The sequence below is a fragment of the Natrinema sp. DC36 genome (assembly GCF_020405225.1).
Lineage (GTDB): Archaea > Halobacteriota > Halobacteria > Halobacteriales > Natrialbaceae > Natrinema.
This window is the reverse complement of record NZ_CP084472.1, coordinates 2,436,315-2,454,083: the sequence shown is the minus strand read 5'-3', so window position 1 is coordinate 2,454,083 and position 17,769 is coordinate 2,436,315. Positions and strand designations below refer to the sequence as shown.

Sequence of the window (17,769 nt, the reverse complement as noted above, 5' to 3'; positions counted from 1 at the left end):
TCGAGATGCCGTTGGTATCGATTCTCGTTCAGGCGCTCGCTGCACTGTACCCGGCCGACGTCGCCGTCAGTGATAGACTCGCGGAGTCGCTGTCGTTTACCGACTCTCGCTATGACGGCGAGACGATCGTCCGAGCGGGATACGGAGCCGGTATCGTTGCCGCCGTCATGCCGCTGCCGTTGTTGCTGACGTCGGCTCCGATTTCGTTCGTCCTGTTTTTCGTGCTCGTGTTCCCGCTCGCGGCGATCCATAGCGTCCATTCGATGCCGCACTTGCAGGCGGCGTTCCGCAGAACCGAGGCGCTCGGTGAGACGCCGAACCTCGTCGGGCGGGCCGTGTTGCGCATGCAGGTACAGCCGGCACTGGAGAGCGCGGTTCGGTTCGCGGCCGAGACCGGCTCCGGCCCGTTGTCCACGAGTCTCGCCGGCCACATCGATCGATCGATTGGAACGTCCGGGACGGGTCTGCTCTCGTTCGCCGAAGAATGGGCCGAGTGGTTCCCGGCGCTTCGGCGGTCCTCGCATCTGCTCGTTGCCGCCCAGGACGCACCTGACGCCGAACGCGTCCGAACGCTCGACCGGTCGCTCTCGGCCGTTCTCAACGGCACTCGAAACCAGATGGCGGATTTCACGTCGGCGATCCGCGCACCGGCGACCGGCCTGTTCGCCTTCGGGATCATGCTTCCGCTCGCGCTCGTCTCGCTCGTTCCGACGGTGCCGATGGTCGGCTATTCCGTCAACATCTGGCTGTTCGTGCTGCTGTACAACGTCGTTCTCCCCGGAACCCTGATCGCGGCGAGCCTCTGGCTGCTCGTCCGGCGACCGGTCGCGTTTCCGCCACCGACGATCGACCACGATCATCCGGACGTTCCCGATCGGCTCCGATTGCGGTTGCTATGGGGCATTCTCGCGGGCCTCTGTGGGTACGTGACAATCGTCGCGATCGGGCCCAGTCACCTCGCCCCGGTCGCGGCGATCGGCCTCGGCGTCGGCGTCGCACTGGTGGCAACGTATCATCCCGTCCTCGCGGTTCGGCAGTACGTCCGCGACGTGGAGGCCCACCTGACCGACGCGCTCTACATCGTCGGCCGACAGGTCGCCGAAGGCGAGTCCGTGGAGTCGGCGGTTGAACTCGCCGGCGACCGCGTCCCCGCCGAGACCGGTGCCGTCTTCGAAGACGCCGCCGGTCTTCAGCAGCGGCTCCATACGGGCGTTCGAGAGGCGTTCCTCGGTCAGTATGGTGCCCTTCGGAACGTTCCAAGCCCCCGGACTCGAGGGACCGCCGCGTTGCTCGCGATCGCCTCGGAGGAAGGGAAACCAGCCGGCCGCGCTATCGTCTCCATGGCCGACCATCTGGAGGAACTCGAGGAGGTCGAAGCCGAGACGAAACGAAACCTCGAGCAGGTTACCGGGACGCTCGACAACACGGCGGCGTATTTCGCTCCGCTCGTCGCCGGCGCGACCGTCGGCATGGCCGCCATGATGTCGAGCGAGGATATCATCGCTTCGGGCGAGGTGAACGCCGCCGCGTTCCCCGCGGAATCGCTCGCGATCGTCGTCGGTCTCTACCTGATCGCGCTCTGTTTCATCATCACCCCGCTCTCGATCGGGCTTCGTCACGGCCTCGACCGGGCCCTCGTCGGGTATCACGTCGGTCGTACCCTCGTCTCGGCGATGATTCTCTACGTCCTGACCGTAGCCGTCATCGGCGTCTTGCTCTGATCAACTCGGTCCCGCGCTCGTCGCGTCGCGGCTCTCGATCCGGCCTCGGTTCAATCTGGACTCGGTTCGATCCGGACTCGGATTTAAATACGAATACGCGGCCACCAGCAGCATGGATCTGGAAGCTCCGGTCGACGCGTGGTACGTCTGGCTGGCGGTCTCGATTATCAGCGCCACCGTCGCCGGTATCGCACTCGGGCTACCGACCGGACCACCCCCGGACACGAACCGAGCCGTAAACACCATCGAGCGAACCGCAGGGAGCTCGTACGACGCGAGTGCCACGTACGATCACGACGCGACCGAGATCAAGTTCGATGGCCGAACGCTCGCGATGCGAAACGAGCACGGCACCTCCCGGGCGAGTCTCAGCTACGGCCACGTCGTCCCCGTGATGGGGCACGAACGCCTCGAGAACCTCACAGCGGGCCGATCCTTCGAAGAAGAATACGCGGCGGAACTCGATGATACGGAGACGCACGCGCTCGACGACTTTCTCGAGGACGTCGAAGACGCATATGACGATAACACAGGTGAGTGGCGGACTGCAGACGATCAGCTACGGGTCAGAACGATCAGTACGACACCGGTTCCGACGATACGCGCGTCAATCGAACTGATCTATGCAGCTGGCACGACTCATGAGGCCACATTTGCGTACGAGGCGAACACTGACACGAAACTGACGTTTACCGCCGAAAGCAGGGAACTGGACACATACATCGAGAAATCCGTCGAAGCGTCTCCCTCGAGAGAAACCGCACCCGCTAGACCGTACGATTTCCATAAGAACAGTTGGTTGAAATTTCCAGTCGACGTTGAGATCGACGCCGAGGGCGCGACCATCTGTAAGGAGACTATTCGGGCCGACCGTGGCAGTGAGATGGTCCCTCTCTGTGGGCCCGGTGGAGAAACAATCGATATCACGGATACCAACCTCGAGACCCGCGGATACGTGAACAAAAACCAGGAATCGGAGTCGTTCTATGTCACGCTCGTCAGCGCCTAACGGACAGCGCGGGCAGACCGAGCCGCTCGCCGCACTCGTCGCCGTTTCGGCGCTTATCGTCGGTATCGGACTCTACGGCCTCTATCTGACGGATACGCTTCCCGGAACCACCGACCGGACGACCGAAGAGACGGCAGTGACTCGGATCAAAGGGGACATCGAGACCGATGGCGTCGTTCGCAGTTATGATCACGACGAACTCGAGGCCCTGATCGAGACGGCGTCGCTCCCGCACGGACGGAACGTTTACGTGCAGGTAACGGTCGTCGATGACGGCCGTGAGACCGTCGTCGCCGACGCGTTGTTCGGAACTGACGGGCAGCCGAATCGCGATCCAATCGAGAGCGGCGAACTCGAGGGGCCGCCGGCCGAAGCGGGCGTTGCTACCCGTCCCATCGCCGTCGCCACGAGGCCCGGTGCGGTCCGCGGTGGAACGCTACTCGTTGGGGTGTGGAACGGATGAGCGTCGACCGCGCCGTGAGTACGGTCATGGACGTCGCGATGGCCCTCCTGCTCATTAGTGCCAGCGTCCTGCTGATCGGGATCCACCTGCACAACTCGGACGACGAGCTCGACGAGAATCGGGCCGACCGGACGGCCGAACTTCTCGGCGAATCGACCATCAGCGTTCAGTACAGCCTCGAAGACGCTGCGCCGATCGCGGATCGGGAGGGGGAGTACCACCGAACCGAGTACGGCTCCGCCACCGGACTCCTCGCGGACGCAGCCGTCGCGAACGCCCGCGTCGACGGCACTCGAATTCGCCCTACAGGGAACGAGTTCGAAACCGCCGTCGGTGCGTCCGTCGAAAGCGCCCTCATCGGGTCGAACCGCCATTTCTACGTCATCGCCGAGTGGGAGCCCTACGACGGCGCCTCGATCAACGGTACGGCGACGGCCGGTGAACGACCGCCGCCGAACGAGGACGTCTCGAGCGTCACGCTGACGGCCTCGAGCGGGATTCCGGCCATCGATTCGGACGAGGTCGAAACCGCGTCCGTGGACGCAGACGCGTACGAAGCGGTTGGAATGGTGATCGGAGACGCGATCGTCGACGGCTACTTCCCGCCCGCGGCGACCCAGCGATCCCTCGAGAGCCAGGGGCTCTCCCACGAACTCACCGTCTCACAGTACGAGCGGCTGGTGAAACCGCTCGAGTACGAGTTCACGGGGACGACGGCTCCGGCTCACCACGGTCCGCTCAAGCGCGAGGAGGCGGACGCGGTCGAAGCGAACGCACAGGTGGTTCGCGGGATCGCGGACGCGGACACATTCGGCCGGAGTGGGCTGGGACACTGGCTCGGGGAGGACCTGCAAACGGCGCTGGCAGACGAAATCGCGGCGATCGAGGAGCAGTACGACGGCGAGCGACGCGACGAGGAGATCGCCGCGTTGCTCGCCGACGAAGTATCGACCGACGAGGTCACGATTACGATTCAAACCTGGCACGTATGACACGCAGACCCCACACAGTTTCGATCGCAGACGACGACCGAGCCCGGATTCCGTTCGCCCTGATCGCCGTGCTGCTACTGGTCAGTAGCATCGCGATCGTCGGCGTGTTGGAGTCCAGAGACACCCCAGCCGTCGACACCGATCGGGCGCTCGCCATGGATCGCGCCGAGTCGGTCGCGATCGCCGAACTGCGGCAGGCGGTCGTCCGCGCAACCGAGGATGCCGCTGGTGCCCCCGTCACGTCGACCGACGGGGCAGATGCCCCCGTTCGCGCCGCGATGGACGACGACGAGGCCGTCTTCGACCAGTATCTCAAACTCCTCATCTACCGAGAGGTTTCGGAGTCGTTCGCGAGCGCTCATCAGCAATTCGATGGGGAGACGACCGCCCGTGCCGCCGTCGAACGGATCGACTGGAGCGACAGCGACGACCTCGAGGCGGCGATCGATCGAGTCTCGCTCGAGAAAGAGGAATCGGGGGTCCTCACCGTCACGGTTGACGGCATCGAACTCACCGTCGACGAAACGGAGCGTCAGCCAGTCACCGAGCGGCGGGAGCTGTCGGTGACTGTCGGCACGCCGCTCTATCAACTCAAAGACCGAACCGACGAGTTCCAATCGCAGCTCAACACGGGCTTTTTCGAAAGCGACGGCCAGTACGACGGCTTCGGGCGGTACTTTGCCGCTCGGATGTACCCGTACGCGTGGGGGAAAGCCTACTACGACCGACTCGACAGCGGTGATCGCGCCTTCCACAACCTTACTCCCAACGAGCACACCGAAGTCATGGTCAACGACGCCGTCTTCGGACTGCAGGAGAAAACCTTCGGTACAACCGACCCGTACAAAGACCGCGCCATGCTCTTACCGACGCTCTGTATGGCCGGTGATCTCGCCTCGAGCGCGGGCGATATCGAGACCGCGGACTTCCTCCCGGACGGGGAGGCGAGTAATCTCTCTAATCGGACTAATATCTGTAATAGTGATCTAATCGATCAGGAAGGGGAACTTCCGGATCCGCCGACTGTACAGGATATAATGCTGACGATGCTCGAGGACAACGTCGAGACCGATGTCGAGATTCAGGCCCACCCGTTTGCCGATGTTGCGTATATGCAGATGGTGGCTGGAATGAACATGGATCGAGTAGAGTCGGAGTTTAACGGACGGCTTAAGAAAAGCAACCAATTTTCCAAAGCATATCTGGAAAGCTACTACTCAGACAGAGTAGATAACCAAGGTATAGCGGACAGGGTAGGGAATCTGAGAGACGATGATAGCGGTGTTATGGAGCGCATTGAGAGAGTGTTCACAAATGAATACCCCGGAAGTGATCAGATATCGAATTCAATAAACGACATTTACCAGGCAGAAATTAAGTCGACTGAATCTAGATTGCTTAGGAATGACAACTTACCAGAACCATTGCCTCCGAGTGAATGGGCTCCAAACCCAAAAAACTGGTCTGGTTCCGCTAACAGAACGTATTATGCTGGTATCTCACCAGCAGATGCTGATGCCTCAATTAACATAATTTCAGAAGAAGATGATACTAGCTTCGATAACCGAGATCTGGCTCGAATCACTATTGACTATAAGAATTCTATTGGAGTCAGGACAGAATGGGTGCATGAAGACGAAAATGATTCATCACGTACACGCTGGAACTGGAAAGATAACATAACATATAGTGCAAGCTATGAGATTACTGGAGATTTTATCTCGAATGATATTGAAGTTGAGAGGGAAACCCGTGGTATTCAGTCGCTCTTTAAAACAAATTCGTGGGGTGAAGAGTATAGTCCAGTTTGGAATTTTAGAAATATCAAGAGCAAAGCTATCAAAGAGGTATTTAATCTGAGCTCAACCTCTGTGCAGTCACAAGAACGGGAACTTGAACGGAAGATTGAGAGTTCAAGTGAATCGATAATCACGGCAGGGGACTTCGACAAGGCGATTCCATACTTTTCATCTCCGAATATTGATGTCAAGCCACGGAACAAGGACGAACTGTACCAGTGGGTACTAGCCGACCTTAATCAGACACACTACAAAGTCATAACGACCGTGGAACCCCATCAAACTGATCTCTGGAATATGGTTGAGAAGCCAAGCCCTCTCAAGAAAATTAAGAGGAATGTGAGTAGTCTAGAAGGCGAGATAGTGTATCAAAACGTCTCCGAACCGTACGATAATACAGCCGATCTCCTCCGGGCAGAGGTTCGGAAGCAATATTTTGAGAATACATACGATAATATCGATCGGATCAGTAGCTGGCACGACGATACACTCGGTGAAAGTAATGCCATACTCAATGATCTTCTTGGAGGCCTTCTCGATACCAGTAATGATCTCCTCGGTGGTCCAATGAACTTCGTTGATCAGAAGATGGATCCCGAAACGCGTCCTGAAGATGCACGAGTATCGCTCAAGGGTCCACCATTGATGGAGGACGTGAATTATCAGGTCGAGGCGTCACCGACGTATCTCTCGTTAGAAACTATTAATCGAACTGATGTCCCTGCAGTCCGACCAGAAGGAGGTGATGCACTCTCTATCGATAATATCAATGAGACAGATCATGCCCCGTTGGGAGTTGGATACTTCGACGGTGTCGGACATCCCGGTTTCCCTCTTATGCCGTGGCCATCACTGTTCTACCTGCAGCTTGATGCGTATTATCTTGAGATACAAGGAGAATACGCCCGGTTCGAAGTACGTGGCAATAGCGGAGACCCAACGAGCACAAGCGGAATAACATATGTGCGACAAGATACAGATGTAACGATTGATACACCACCTTGGGCTAAAAAGGACGAACTTGTAGCCGGGTCTGTTGAACCGATCTCATTCGATAATAACCTCGCGATCCCAATCGTTGTTCCGAGTCCCCAACTACTGGCTAAGGGATCCCCGGGAGTCGGTGATACATGGCGATACAAGACTTCAAATTCTCCACAGGAGGACTGTTCAGTCGCTTGGAACAGTACTGGCCCTAGTTTTGAAGCAAATAGTAACGAGTGTATATCCGATAAGGCTACAGGAAGTTTGCCAGTTTAGTCTTATAGTGGCCATAACTAACTATATAAATACTATTTAATCTAATAATAGGTGCTGATACTCACGAACTGGTAATCTTACAAACCTCACCAGCTAATGACGAAAAATAGAGTTGGCCATCAGAAAGTGCAGGTGTAGCACCTATAGATTCACTCACTCCCTCTCCGATATCTTCATATTTCCAATTCACTGTTCCGTTCTCAGAATCGAAGGCAATCAAATCACGATAATTAGAGAGATAGACAATCCCATCAGCAACTATCGGCTTTGAGCGCACACTGTATCGAAGGTCCTTCGGTCCCCAAACATGATCTTGAGACTCTTGATCAATAGCAAAAAACTTCTGAGCACCCGCACCAGCTCCACCGAAATAGATCGTCCCATCTGCTATTGATGGACTCCATTCTACGCTTGCGTTAATTTCTATTGACCACTCTTCAGAGCCATTCTCAGTATCGATCGCATAAAGACGCTGGTCTTCGCCACCAACATAAACTGTCCCATCTTTGACTGCAGGATTACTCTCACCTAACGGTTCTCCTGCTGGGTTTTCGAATTGCCACTCAACTTCGCCAGTCTCGAGATCCACCGCATAGAGGGTATTTTCACCCGCAAAATACACAGTTCCATCAGCAACGGCAGGAACATTTGTATGCGGTCCACCGCCCTGATAATCTCGCATATTATGCAGGGGTTTTTCGTCACCAAATTCCGGATCAAAGCGATGGAGAATCAGATTCTGCGTACCGACTACAGCATTGTCAGCTATCACAGGATTTATGCTACTGATTCCCACATCATTCCGCCAGAGCACCGAATCGCCGCCACGCTCTACTGCGACAATCCCGTCTTTCGTTCCGGCATACACCCCTTTATCAGAAACAGCGGGATGAGCACTAGGTGAGGCATTCACTTGTTTCTTCCACTCGAGTTCCTCAGTCGCAAGATCAACTGCGTGGAGATGGTTGTCCGCAGCGACGTACAACGTCCCGTCAGCGATTGCTGGACTATTACTAATCACTCCCTCCGATTCAAAGACGGTCCGCAGTTCTACCTCTCCACCACTCGGTCCAGTCGCTGTCGGATGATGACCAGTATTCTGTGGGTCGACGCCGTACATCGGCCATGTGGTAGGCGGGAGGTCATCGCTGTTTTCAGGTTCGTCACTCGTCTCGTCACTATTCATACAGCCAGCCAGCGTTGCAAGCCCCGCAGTAACGCTCGCACAACTCGCCAACCAGTTCCGGCGTGTCCGAATCGATTTCCGACCCATGTTATATACGATCACTTTACTTCAGCAAAGTATAATTCTTAGGATACTGTCTCGATCAGGAACGCTGACGTCGAATGCGATCGTTTGCGGAGTAGTAGTTGACTATCGTCGGATTCTCGCCTCAAGCGACAGCCATCCCGAGAACCAGAGTGACCGCCTTTCAGGACCGGGACGGAGGTTGAAAAAGGATGCCGCACCACTGTCGGTATGATTGCTATCGCCGGCGCGAAGGGCGGCTGTGGAAAGACGGTAACGACGATCGGACTCGCGGAGGCCGTCGGGAGACGTGGAACGACGTCGATCGCGGTCGACGCCGATTGTCAACTGCCGAACCTGCACGTCGCGGGCGGCGTTGATCGGACGCCGACGCTCGCCGCACTCGAGTCTGACGCCACCGTCGAATCGGTCGTCCAGCCGAGTCCACGAACGTCGAACGTCGGGCTGCTGTCGGCCCCCGAATCGTCGAACCGGGTAAACTTCGAGGTGGCGCTCGACCGGCTCGAGTCCGACACCGTCCGAACGTTCGTGGACTGTCCGTCAGGGGCGGGGATCGACGTTGTCGAACCGCTCTCGGCAGCCGAGGGAGTGATCGTCGTGACGACTGACAGCGAGCGCAGCATCTCCGCCGCGGAGACGACGATCGAGATAGCTCGCCGACTCGAGGTGCCGATACTCGGAACGGTAGTAAACAGATGCGAGAGCGTCCCACAGACGATCAGGTCGTGGACCGACGTGCCGGTCCTGGGCCGGGTACCCGACGGAACGGCACCGCTGACGGACGAGGCGACTCGAGCGGCCTACGACGAGATCGCGGCGACGATAGCGACGAGAACCGCGATGGACGGATCGGCTCCACCGTACGACGAAGACCTGCTGCGGACCGGTTACGATCCACTCGATCGGGCGTTCGGTGGCGGGCTGGAACCGGGATCCATGGTCGCGGTCGTGGCAGCCCCGGCCAGTCGCTCCGAACGGTTTCTCTCCGAGACAACCGCCGTCCGTGGCACGCTCTATCTGTCGACCGAACGGTCGCCGGCCAACGTTCAGCGAGCGCTCGAGTCCGTTCCGACGGCGACGGGAAAGCCGACGGTTCGCCGCCTCTCTGACGAGAACGGGATCGCCGAGGCGAGGTCGATGACCGATAAACTCCCGGCGTCGTCCACGCTGATCGTCGATCCCGTGAACGCGTTCGAGCGGGACGGTCGTGACGAGTACGTCTCGTTTCTCGACGACCTCAAAGAGCAACTGGTCGAAACCGGGAGCATTGGCCTGTTACACTGTCTGAAGGGTCACACGATTCCGTCGAATCGAACAGTGACGACGCACGCGGCCGATGCGGTCTTCGAGATAACGGCGGTCACGCCCGAGACAGGGGCGAACGTCGAACACTATCTGTCGATTCTGAAGTATAGAGCCGACGGGGCGACCACGGAGGCGATCGAACTCGAGTTCGGAGAGGAGACGGTCGCTCCGAATAGTAACGGGTTCTGACTCGCTCTCTGAGACGTAGCCGACTCGTACCTGATCTCCGGTATCGGACCGATCAGTGGACACCGATTCGATCGGTCAGTCGTTTCTCGCAGCGTTCGATCCGCCGAGCGACCGTCCGAACGGCGTCGACGGTCGGACAGTCGGGATGGACGTCGCGAACGGGACGCCGACGGGCCTGCGCGTCGGCGACCGCCGGCAGTTCCTCGAGCCCGATCGCCGGTGCGCCGAAGTGTCGTTCGACGCGGTCACCGATCCGATCGATGGCCGCAGTGTCGGCCCTGTTGAGGACGACGGCGGCGATCGGCGTCTCGAGAGCGAGAGCGAGCCGCTTCGTCCGGAGCGCATCGGTCAGAGCCGGCTCGGTCGGCGTCGTCACGAGGACGGCCAGGTGGGCGCTTGCGAGTTGTCGGCCCACGTCACGCGCCAGCCCGGCGGGACAGTCGACGAGGACGCGACCGAACTCGCGTTCGATCCGATCGATCACTCGCGCGAACGCGGTCAGGTCCGCAGCGCGAGCGCCGGCGAGGGTTCGCCCGCACGGAAGGACGCGCACCGCATCGCGGCGGTCGATCGCCTCGAGCGGTTCGGCGCGACCGGCGAGCACGTCGTGGAGGTCCGGGCCGTGACCGCGCGGGAGGTCGGCGGTCGTGAGGTCGCCGTCGACGACGACCGCGTCCAGTTCGCGACCGAGGTTCAACGCGATCGTCGATTTACCGACGCCGCCTTTGCCGCCGCTGACGGCGACGATCATCGCTGCCGTTCGAGAACGTCGGGCGTCGGTTTCCACTCGGTCAGTGACGCGAGCGCGTCGCCCTCGGTTGCCGACCGATCGGTCGGTGCCCGCCGAGCGGCAACCACTTCGAGCGGCGGCTCAGCGGGCGCTGCGGGACTCGCGAAGCCGATACCGCGGTACTGATTCGGTTCCACGATCCCGTCCCAGCCTGCGTCGGTCCACTCGGGATCTGGATGCGGTCCGCGACCTGGATGCCAGAGGGGGCCGTCGAGTCGGCTCTCGATACGGACTCGCTGCGGCGTCGTCGCGGTGGTCGCGACGGTCGCGGAAACCAGCGTCACTCCCTCGATCCGGTCGATCTCCCAGTCGAGTTCGATCATGCTCGTGTTGGCCGCTCGATATCGGATAAAGGATCGCCGAATTCAGGCCTCGAGGTCGAACTCGCCGGCCAGCGCGTCGGCCGACGACTCGAGCACGACGCTCTCGCCGGCGGTCATCGAGTCCCCGATATCGACCGTAACATCCTCGAGATCGACCGTCGGGGGAAAGAGCAGGTCGACGCGGCTGCCGAAGGCGATGTGGCCGATCCGTTCGCCCCGCTCGAGATCGTCGCCGCGCTCGGCGTAGGGGTGGATGCGGCGGGCGAACGCGCCGGCGATGAGCGTGACGTCGGCGTCGTGGTCGGGTTCGTCTGGGTGTGCGTTCGGGTCGTCGGCTGCGATCGATTCCGTCTCGTCGCCATCGGCTTCCGCCGACGGCAGTTGCGAAGAATCGGTCTCGAAGCGGACGTGGACGCGTTCGTTTCGGTCGGACTCCTTCGAGAAGGCCGGACGGTTCGCACCGGAGACGTGTTCGACGTCGGTGACCCGGCCCGCGAAGGGAGAACGGACGACGTGGACGTGCCAGACGTTCATGAAGACGCCCAGCCGAACTCGGTCGCCTTCCTCACGGAGAACGGAGACGTTTCCGTCGGCCGGCGAGACGACGCCGGTCGGCGGCGGGGAGCGCTCGGGATCCCGAAAGAACGCGAGGGTTCCCGTACCGACCGCGAGCGCGACGAGACTCGCTGTAACGCTAATGAGAAGGGCAAACGGGGCGGCGAGCAGTGGAACGATGGCGTACTTCCAGGCCCCCGGCGCGAATTTCATGGGCCAATTGACGTGAGCGAGGCGTATGGCCGTTACGGATCGACGGATCGGAACGACGGTTCTCCTCTCGAGTCGCTACCGCGATCCGTCGACGGGAATCGTGAAGGTAAACGTCGAGCCTTCGCCGGGTTCGGCGTCGACCCAGATGCGGCCGCCGTGGCGCTCGACGATGCGGCGACAGAGCGCGAGTCCGATTCCCGTCCCCTCGTACTCCTCGTGACTGTGGAGGCGCTGAAATACCCGGAACACTCGATCCTGCTCGTCGGGTCCGATGCCGATCCCCTCGTCGCGGACCGAAATCTCCCACGTCCCGCCGCACTGCTCGGCGGTGATGTCCACTCGCGGCGGTTCGTCGCCGCTGTACTCGATCGCGTTCGAGAGCAGGTTCTGGAACAGTTGGCGGAGCTGATGTGGGTCGCCTCGCACCTCGGGTAACGGCCCGATCAAAATCTCCGCGTCCGATCGGTCGATCATCATCTGCAGGTCGGTCAGCACGTCCTCGAGCACGGCGTCGAGATCGACGGGTTCGAAGGGGTCGCCCTGCGAGTCGATTCGGGAGTACTCGATCATCTCGCTCATGCGATTCGCGCCGTCGACCGCGTAGTCGATGAACTCGCGGCCGTCCGCGTCGAGTTCGTCGGCGTACCGGCTCTCGATGAGCTGGAGGTAGCTCGAGACCATCCGCAAGGGCTCTTGCAGGTCGTGGGAGGCGGCGTAGGCGAACTGCTCGAGGCGTTCGTTCGACGCCTCGAGCTCCGAAACCGTCTCGTTGAGGCGTCGCTCGTACCCCTGGCGCTCGATCGCCGTCGCGATGATCGTGGCGACGCTCTCGAGGAAGTCGACGTCGTGGTCGGCGAACTCCCGTCGATCGGTGTCGTAGACGTCGAGGACACCCCACGGGTCGGATACCGGTCCGATCGTGACGGTGATGCCGCTCCGGACGTCGCGATCGCCCGATACCGACGGACCGTCGAACCGGTCGTCGGACTCGAGGTCCTCGATCACGACGGGGCCGTCGCCGGCCAGTACGGCGGCAGCGATCGAGTCCGACACGGGCGTCGTCGCACCGTCGGCGACATCGATACCGCTGCCGGCCCGGAGTCGGAGCACCGCGGCGTCGGAGTCCGCCGCGTCGTGTTCGAAGACGGTCGCGTACTCCGCGTCGAGCGACGCCGCGACCAGTTCGGTTGCTTTCTCGAGCAGAGCGTCGATATCCCCGTTCTCCAGGGCGTTTCGACCGAGATAGGAGACCGACTCGAGCTGGACGACTTTCTCCGTCAGGGTTTGCTCGGCCTCTTTGCGCGGCGAGATATCCCGAAAGAGGCCGACGAAGTACCGATCCCCGTCGAACGTGAAATCGTTGAGCGAAACACCGAGCGGGACCTCGTTGCCGTCCGCGTGCTGGCCCGGCAGCTCGACGTAGGTCCAGTTGATGTTTCGCTCGCCGGTCTCGAGGTAGCGCTGGAGCGCGGAGAGGTGGGTCTGGCGCAGTCGTTCCGGGATGATAGTGACCTTGCTCGAGCCGACGAGCTCGTCGGGATCGTGGCCGAGAATGCGTTCGACGGCCGGGTTGGCGTACTGGATGTCGCTGTCCGTATCGAGGACGATGATGCCGTCGGGGAGCGCGTTCGCCAGCGCCTCGAAGGTCCGACCGTACGTGAGATCGGAGTCGGACGCCGCCGACGAGCGGGCGGGGACGCGCCGTCGGCGGACGATTCCGGTGATCGTCGGTTCCCGATCGGTGTCGCCTCGCAGCCGTACCTCGAGGTGGACCGTACAGGGGATGCTCCCCATCTTCGTTCGAATCGAAACCGGCGTCGACGTCGGCGACGAACTCCCTCCGTCGAGATCCGAACCGAGCGACTCGAGGCTCGTTCCGTCGTCGAAAAGCGCGTCGAACGGCCGCTCGTCGAGTTCGCTCCGCGCGTAGCCCGTCAGCCGCGTGAACGCGTCGTTGACAGCGACGATCGTCCCGGACGGCGTCGCTCGAAAACAGGCGACGTCCGCCGCCTCGAGTAGCCCCTCTAGCCGGGCGGGGTACGAACCGGCTTCGGACTCGTCCGCAGCCGCGGACGGGTCATTTGACGGGCCGGGATTCATTGACCCGAATTTGGTCGTAGCGTAGATAAGGACTGTGGAACGAGGTGTGGCGGGGGGTCAGTCGGTCGGACGCCGATCGTCACTCCTGAGCGCCCGTCAGTCCCAGAACGCCTGCGTCCGGGCGTACTCGCGCTCCTTCGAGAGGATGTCCCGATAGAATTCGGCTTCGTCCTCGCGAAGTTTGTTGATGATCTGAGCGGCGTTGTGGGGGCCGACGCCGCGGGCGGCCATCGCGATGACGGCCTGCTTGCCGTGGCTCTGGACGAGGCCCGCGGCCCGGAACGCGCGTTCGGTCATCTCCCGCTGCTCGTCGTCCTTTTCCTGCGACCGGACCGCTTGCACGACCTCGTCGGCCCACGGGTTCAGGGAGGCGATCCGCGTCGACCCGCACTCGGGACACTCGGGTTGGTCGGGCACCCGCTTGACTTTCGTCTTCACCTTCCACTCGGTGCAGTGGGTACACAGCAGAATGACGCGGTCGTCTTGAATCCGCTCCTTGACCGTCTTGATGACGCTCGCATCGGCGTTTTCGGGCGCGAGGAGTTCCTTGCCACCCGACGAACGACCGCCCAGTCCGACCGGCGTGCGCCCGCGGTGGGTCACCAGCTCGAGGTCCCCCGACTGGGCCCGCTCGAGCACCGAACTCGCGCGTTCGATGTCGAGGTCCTCGTGGAACACCTCCCGAATCGCCTCCTCGTACATCGGCGTGTCCTCGAGCGCGGCGAGCAAGCGGTCGTTCGAGATGCGGCCCGACCCCTGATTCTGCCAGCGCTTGAGCGCGCCGAACTTCGCCGAGACCTGTGCGAGGCGGAAGGCGAGCGCGTCCGAGCGCTTGAGCCCGAGTTCGACGATCGCCTCGACGTGGTCAGGGTCGGTCTCCTCGAGCACCGCGAGCACGTCGCTCGTCGCGATCGAGTTCGGCACCTCGAGTTCGATCCGGTAGGGATCGGTCTCGAGGCCGACGGACGACCCCGCGCGCTGGCCCAGCAGTGCCGAGAGAATTCGTCCGAGCGTCTCGTTCGCCGTGTGGCCGAAGGGGGCGTTGAGCACGATCGTCCGGCCCTGCCGCTCGAGCACCAGTCGATCCGCCGTCGGCATCGGCGCGCCGGCGTCGATCTGGGCCTCGAGTTGCGCGCAGGCCTCGGTCAGGGTGTACTCGTCGGCCGGATAGCGGCCCGCGAGTTCGCGGCCGACTGCGGCGGCGTCGGCACCGGTTTCCAATTGGGGCTCCGCGACGGCCCGAATTTCGCCAACCTCGCCGGCGACCGCGGCGGGGACGGGAATCTCCTGGCCGATCCACGACGGCACCTCGCCCGCGGGGTCCTCGATCGGACTGACCTTGACCCGGGCCTCCTCGTCGTCGATCTCGGCGATCCGCCACATCTCACCGCGCTGGATGAACACCTCGCCGGGCTGGGCGAAGTTGACCACGAAGCGCTCGTCCAGGGTCCCGATCTGGCCTCCCGATGCGATGTCGTGGACCTCGTAGGTCTCCTCGTCGGGGATCATCGAGAGATTGGCGTAGACGTACTGCCAGGTGCCGCCGGTCGTCTCGATGCGATCTTCGGCCTCGTCGAACCACAGAATCCGATTCCGGTGGAGTTCGGAGACGATCTCGCGAATAGTCGCTTCGGGGACGTTCCGGAAGGGATACGACCGCCTTACGGTTTCGGCGGCGTCGTCGACGTACGTGTCGCCGCGACTCTGGACGATCGCCGGCAGCTGATTCGCGACCACGTCCAGACTCCCCTCGTGGATCGCCGCCGGCTCGACCTCGCCGTCGCGGGCCCGGCGGGCGATCGCCAGCGCTTCGAAGGTGTCGTCGGGTCGCGTCGTGACGATCGTGCCGCTCGAGACCTCGTCCTGTCGGTGGCCCGCGCGACCGATCCGCTGGAGGAGGCGGGTAACCTGTCGGGGACTCTTGTACTGGATCACGTGATCGACCTGCCCCACGTCGATCCCGAGCTCCATCGAGGACGTACAGAGGAGGCCGTCGATTTCGCCGGCCTTGAACCGGTCCTCGACGTCGATCCGGGCCTCCTTCGAGAGCGAGCCGTGGTGGACGCCGATCGGCAGGTCGAGTTCCTTGAACCGCGACCCCAGCGCTTCGGCCGTCTGCCGCGTGTTGACGAAGATCAGTGTCGATTCGTGTTCGTCGACCAGATCCCGGATCAGCCGGACGTGACTGGCCGTGTCGGCTTCGGTCATGAGTTCGCCGGCCAGTCGTTCGTCTTCCTCGGTCACGGCGGGCTCGCGGACCGTCACGTCGACGTTGCTCCCGACGTCGATCTCGCGAATCTCGCAGGGGCGGCCGCCAGTGAGGAACTGGCCGACCTCTCCCGGATCGCCGACGGTCGCCGAGAGCCCGATCCGCTGGAACGGCCCCGCCAGGTCCCGGAGTCGCTCGAGGCCGATCGCCAACTGCGCGCCCCGCTTGGACGCTGCGAGTTCGTGGACTTCGTCGATCACGACGTGAGAGACGTCCGCGAGCGCCTCCCGCAGCCGCTTGCCGGTGAGCATCGCTTGCACGGTTTCGGGGGTCGTGATCAGCACGTCCGGGGGATCCTCGGCCTGTTTCCCCCGCTGGTACTGGGTCGTGTCGCCGTGGCGAACGTCGACCTCGAGGCCGAGGTAGTCGCCCCACCACTCGAGGCGCTCGCGCATGTCGCGGTTGAGCGCCCGTAGTGGGGTGATGTAGAGCACGCCGAATCCCTCCGGCGGACCGCCGTCGGCGGGATCCTCCGACGAGGATTGCCTCGGTGTGCTCGGCTCACCGTCGTCCGCCACGAGGTGGTCGAAGACGGGCAACATCGCCGTCTCGGTCTTGCCGCTCCCGGTGGGCGCGATCACGAGCGTGTTCTCGCCGGCCGACAGCGGCGGAATCGCCAGTCGCTGCGGCGCCGTCGGCTGCGAGAAGCCGCGTTCGGAGAGCGCTCCCCGAACCGTCGACCCGAGGTGCGTAAACGCCGCGACGTCCCCGTCAGTCATCGAAACGCGCTAGGGACGAACGGCGGATAAGGACCACGTTTTCGGCCAGTTACCCGCGACCGACGCCGTGTATTTCTCCTCGCTATCGTTCCGCTTTCCTTCTGCTTTCCTTCCGCTTTCCTTCCGCTTTCGTCTCGCTGTCATTCCGATTTCGTCATGCTATCGTCTCGCTGTCGCCTTCACCGCGGGACGACTCACTCCTCGAGTCCCGCATCGTGATCGCTATCGGACTCCGCGTCGACCGCGTCGTCGCCGTCCTCGTCCGTTCTCCCTTCGTCGAGTTCGTCGGTATCGTCCTCGTTCAGCCCCGTCACGTCGGACTCGTCGCCGCTCTCGATCGTCTCGGTGGACGAGTCGGGATCGGACCCGGCCTCGGCCGCTTCGTTCCTGGGCCCGTCGATGGAAATCTCAGTGACATCGTCGGGAACGGTCTGACCGGTTCGGTTCCGTATCGTCTCGATCCGATCGTCGGGGACGGCGTCGACGGCTCGGCTCTGGACCTCGTCCGGAACGGTCTCCACGGCTCGCTCTCGGATTTCCTCGACCGCGGGGATCGACTCCCTCGAGTCCAGAAGCCGCGACACGGCGTACGCGAGCGCGATGATCCCGACGGCGGTGAGAAGGTGTCTGGCGAGGCCGCTCGTCGAGGAAGCGTCAGCCGTCGATTCCGATCCGGACGCCGCCGAGGGCGATCGATCTCGAGCAGGTGTTCGTAGTCGCATCACGAGACGTACGGGTCCGGCCGGCAAGTGGGTTCGGCGTGCGAAAGCCGGCAGCGTCGACGGGACTCGG

14 protein-coding genes are annotated in these 17,769 nt (G+C 61.9%); 6 read left to right on the top strand and 8 right to left on the bottom strand.

Annotation, left to right across the window (positions count from 1 at the left end):
* The first annotated feature begins 5 nt into the window (after nucleotides 1-5).
* The 4 genes from LDH74_RS12755 (at nucleotide 6) to LDH74_RS12740 (ending at nucleotide 4,185) form a co-directional block, all read left to right on the top strand.
* Nucleotides 6-1,721 carry a secretion system protein gene (locus tag LDH74_RS12755; protein ID WP_226039095.1) on the top strand — a complete coding sequence of 572 codons (1,716 nt, stop codon included), beginning with the start codon at nucleotides 6-8 and terminating at the stop codon, nucleotides 1,719-1,721.
* Between the two features lie 112 nt (nucleotides 1,722-1,833).
* A complete protein-coding gene (locus LDH74_RS12750) occupies nucleotides 1,834-2,730 on the top strand; it encodes a hypothetical protein (protein WP_226039094.1) in 897 nt (298 codons plus the stop codon).
* Nucleotides 2,708-3,193 carry a hypothetical protein gene (locus tag LDH74_RS12745; RefSeq protein ID WP_226039093.1) on the top strand — a complete coding sequence of 162 codons (486 nt, stop codon included), beginning with the start codon at nucleotides 2,708-2,710 and terminating at the stop codon, nucleotides 3,191-3,193. The genes LDH74_RS12750 and LDH74_RS12745 overlap by 23 nt, the downstream gene beginning before the upstream one ends.
* On the top strand, nucleotides 3,190-4,185 hold the full coding sequence (locus LDH74_RS12740; RefSeq protein WP_226039092.1) for a hypothetical protein: 996 nt from the start codon (nucleotides 3,190-3,192) through the stop codon (nucleotides 4,183-4,185). Before LDH74_RS12745 ends, LDH74_RS12740 begins: the two co-directional genes overlap by 4 nt.
* 74 nt (nucleotides 4,186-4,259) lie before the next feature.
* On the opposite strand, the gene LDH74_RS12735 is transcribed toward LDH74_RS12740, so the two are convergent.
* Nucleotides 4,260-4,775, bottom strand: a complete 516-nt coding sequence (locus tag LDH74_RS12735; RefSeq protein WP_226039091.1) for a hypothetical protein — start codon at nucleotides 4,773-4,775, stop codon at nucleotides 4,260-4,262.
* Here LDH74_RS12735 and LDH74_RS12730 point away from each other — a divergent pair.
* A complete protein-coding gene (locus tag LDH74_RS12730; RefSeq protein ID WP_226039090.1) occupies nucleotides 4,749-7,244 on the top strand; it encodes a hypothetical protein in 2,496 nt (831 codons plus the stop codon). The genes LDH74_RS12735 and LDH74_RS12730 overlap by 27 nt on opposite strands.
* Nucleotides 7,245-7,305: 61 nt before the next feature.
* Here LDH74_RS12730 and LDH74_RS12725 read toward each other — a convergent pair whose 3' ends face one another.
* On the bottom strand, nucleotides 7,306-8,364 hold the full coding sequence (locus LDH74_RS12725; RefSeq protein WP_226039089.1) for a PQQ-binding-like beta-propeller repeat protein: 1,059 nt from the start codon (nucleotides 8,362-8,364) through the stop codon (nucleotides 7,306-7,308).
* Between the two features lie 360 nt (nucleotides 8,365-8,724).
* Between LDH74_RS12725 and LDH74_RS12720 the strand changes: the two genes are divergently transcribed.
* Nucleotides 8,725-10,008: an AAA family ATPase gene (locus LDH74_RS12720; protein WP_226039088.1), complete on the top strand. Its 1,284-nt coding sequence runs from the start codon at nucleotides 8,725-8,727 to the stop codon at nucleotides 10,006-10,008.
* A 52-nt stretch (nucleotides 10,009-10,060) separates the two neighbouring features.
* On the opposite strand, the gene LDH74_RS12715 is transcribed toward LDH74_RS12720, so the two are convergent.
* The 6 genes from LDH74_RS12715 to LDH74_RS12690 all read right to left on the bottom strand — a co-directional run bounded on the left by LDH74_RS12715 (nucleotide 10,061) and on the right by LDH74_RS12690 (nucleotide 17,699).
* Nucleotides 10,061-10,759, bottom strand: a complete 699-nt coding sequence (locus LDH74_RS12715) for a MinD/ParA family protein (RefSeq protein ID WP_226039087.1) — start codon at nucleotides 10,757-10,759, stop codon at nucleotides 10,061-10,063.
* Complete coding sequence (locus LDH74_RS12710; protein WP_226039086.1) at nucleotides 10,756-11,121, bottom strand: hypothetical protein; 366 nt, start codon at nucleotides 11,119-11,121, stop codon at nucleotides 10,756-10,758. The genes LDH74_RS12715 and LDH74_RS12710 overlap by 4 nt, the downstream gene beginning before the upstream one ends.
* Before the next feature lie 42 nt (nucleotides 11,122-11,163).
* Entirely contained in the window at nucleotides 11,164-11,889 is a 726-nt protein-coding gene (locus LDH74_RS12705; RefSeq protein WP_226039085.1) for a protein sorting system archaetidylserine decarboxylase, read from the bottom strand.
* Between the two features lie 75 nt (nucleotides 11,890-11,964).
* Nucleotides 11,965-13,989, bottom strand: coding sequence for a PAS domain S-box protein (locus tag LDH74_RS12700; RefSeq protein ID WP_226039084.1), 2,025 nt, complete (start codon nucleotides 13,987-13,989; stop codon nucleotides 11,965-11,967).
* Between the two features lie 96 nt (nucleotides 13,990-14,085).
* Complete coding sequence (locus LDH74_RS12695; protein WP_226039083.1) at nucleotides 14,086-16,977, bottom strand: DEAD/DEAH box helicase; 2,892 nt, start codon at nucleotides 16,975-16,977, stop codon at nucleotides 14,086-14,088.
* Between the two features lie 194 nt (nucleotides 16,978-17,171).
* Nucleotides 17,172-17,699 (bottom strand): hypothetical protein, encoded by a 528-nt coding sequence (locus LDH74_RS12690; protein WP_226039082.1) that lies wholly within the window; start codon nucleotides 17,697-17,699, stop codon nucleotides 17,172-17,174.
* Between the last annotated feature and the right edge of the window lie 70 nt (nucleotides 17,700-17,769).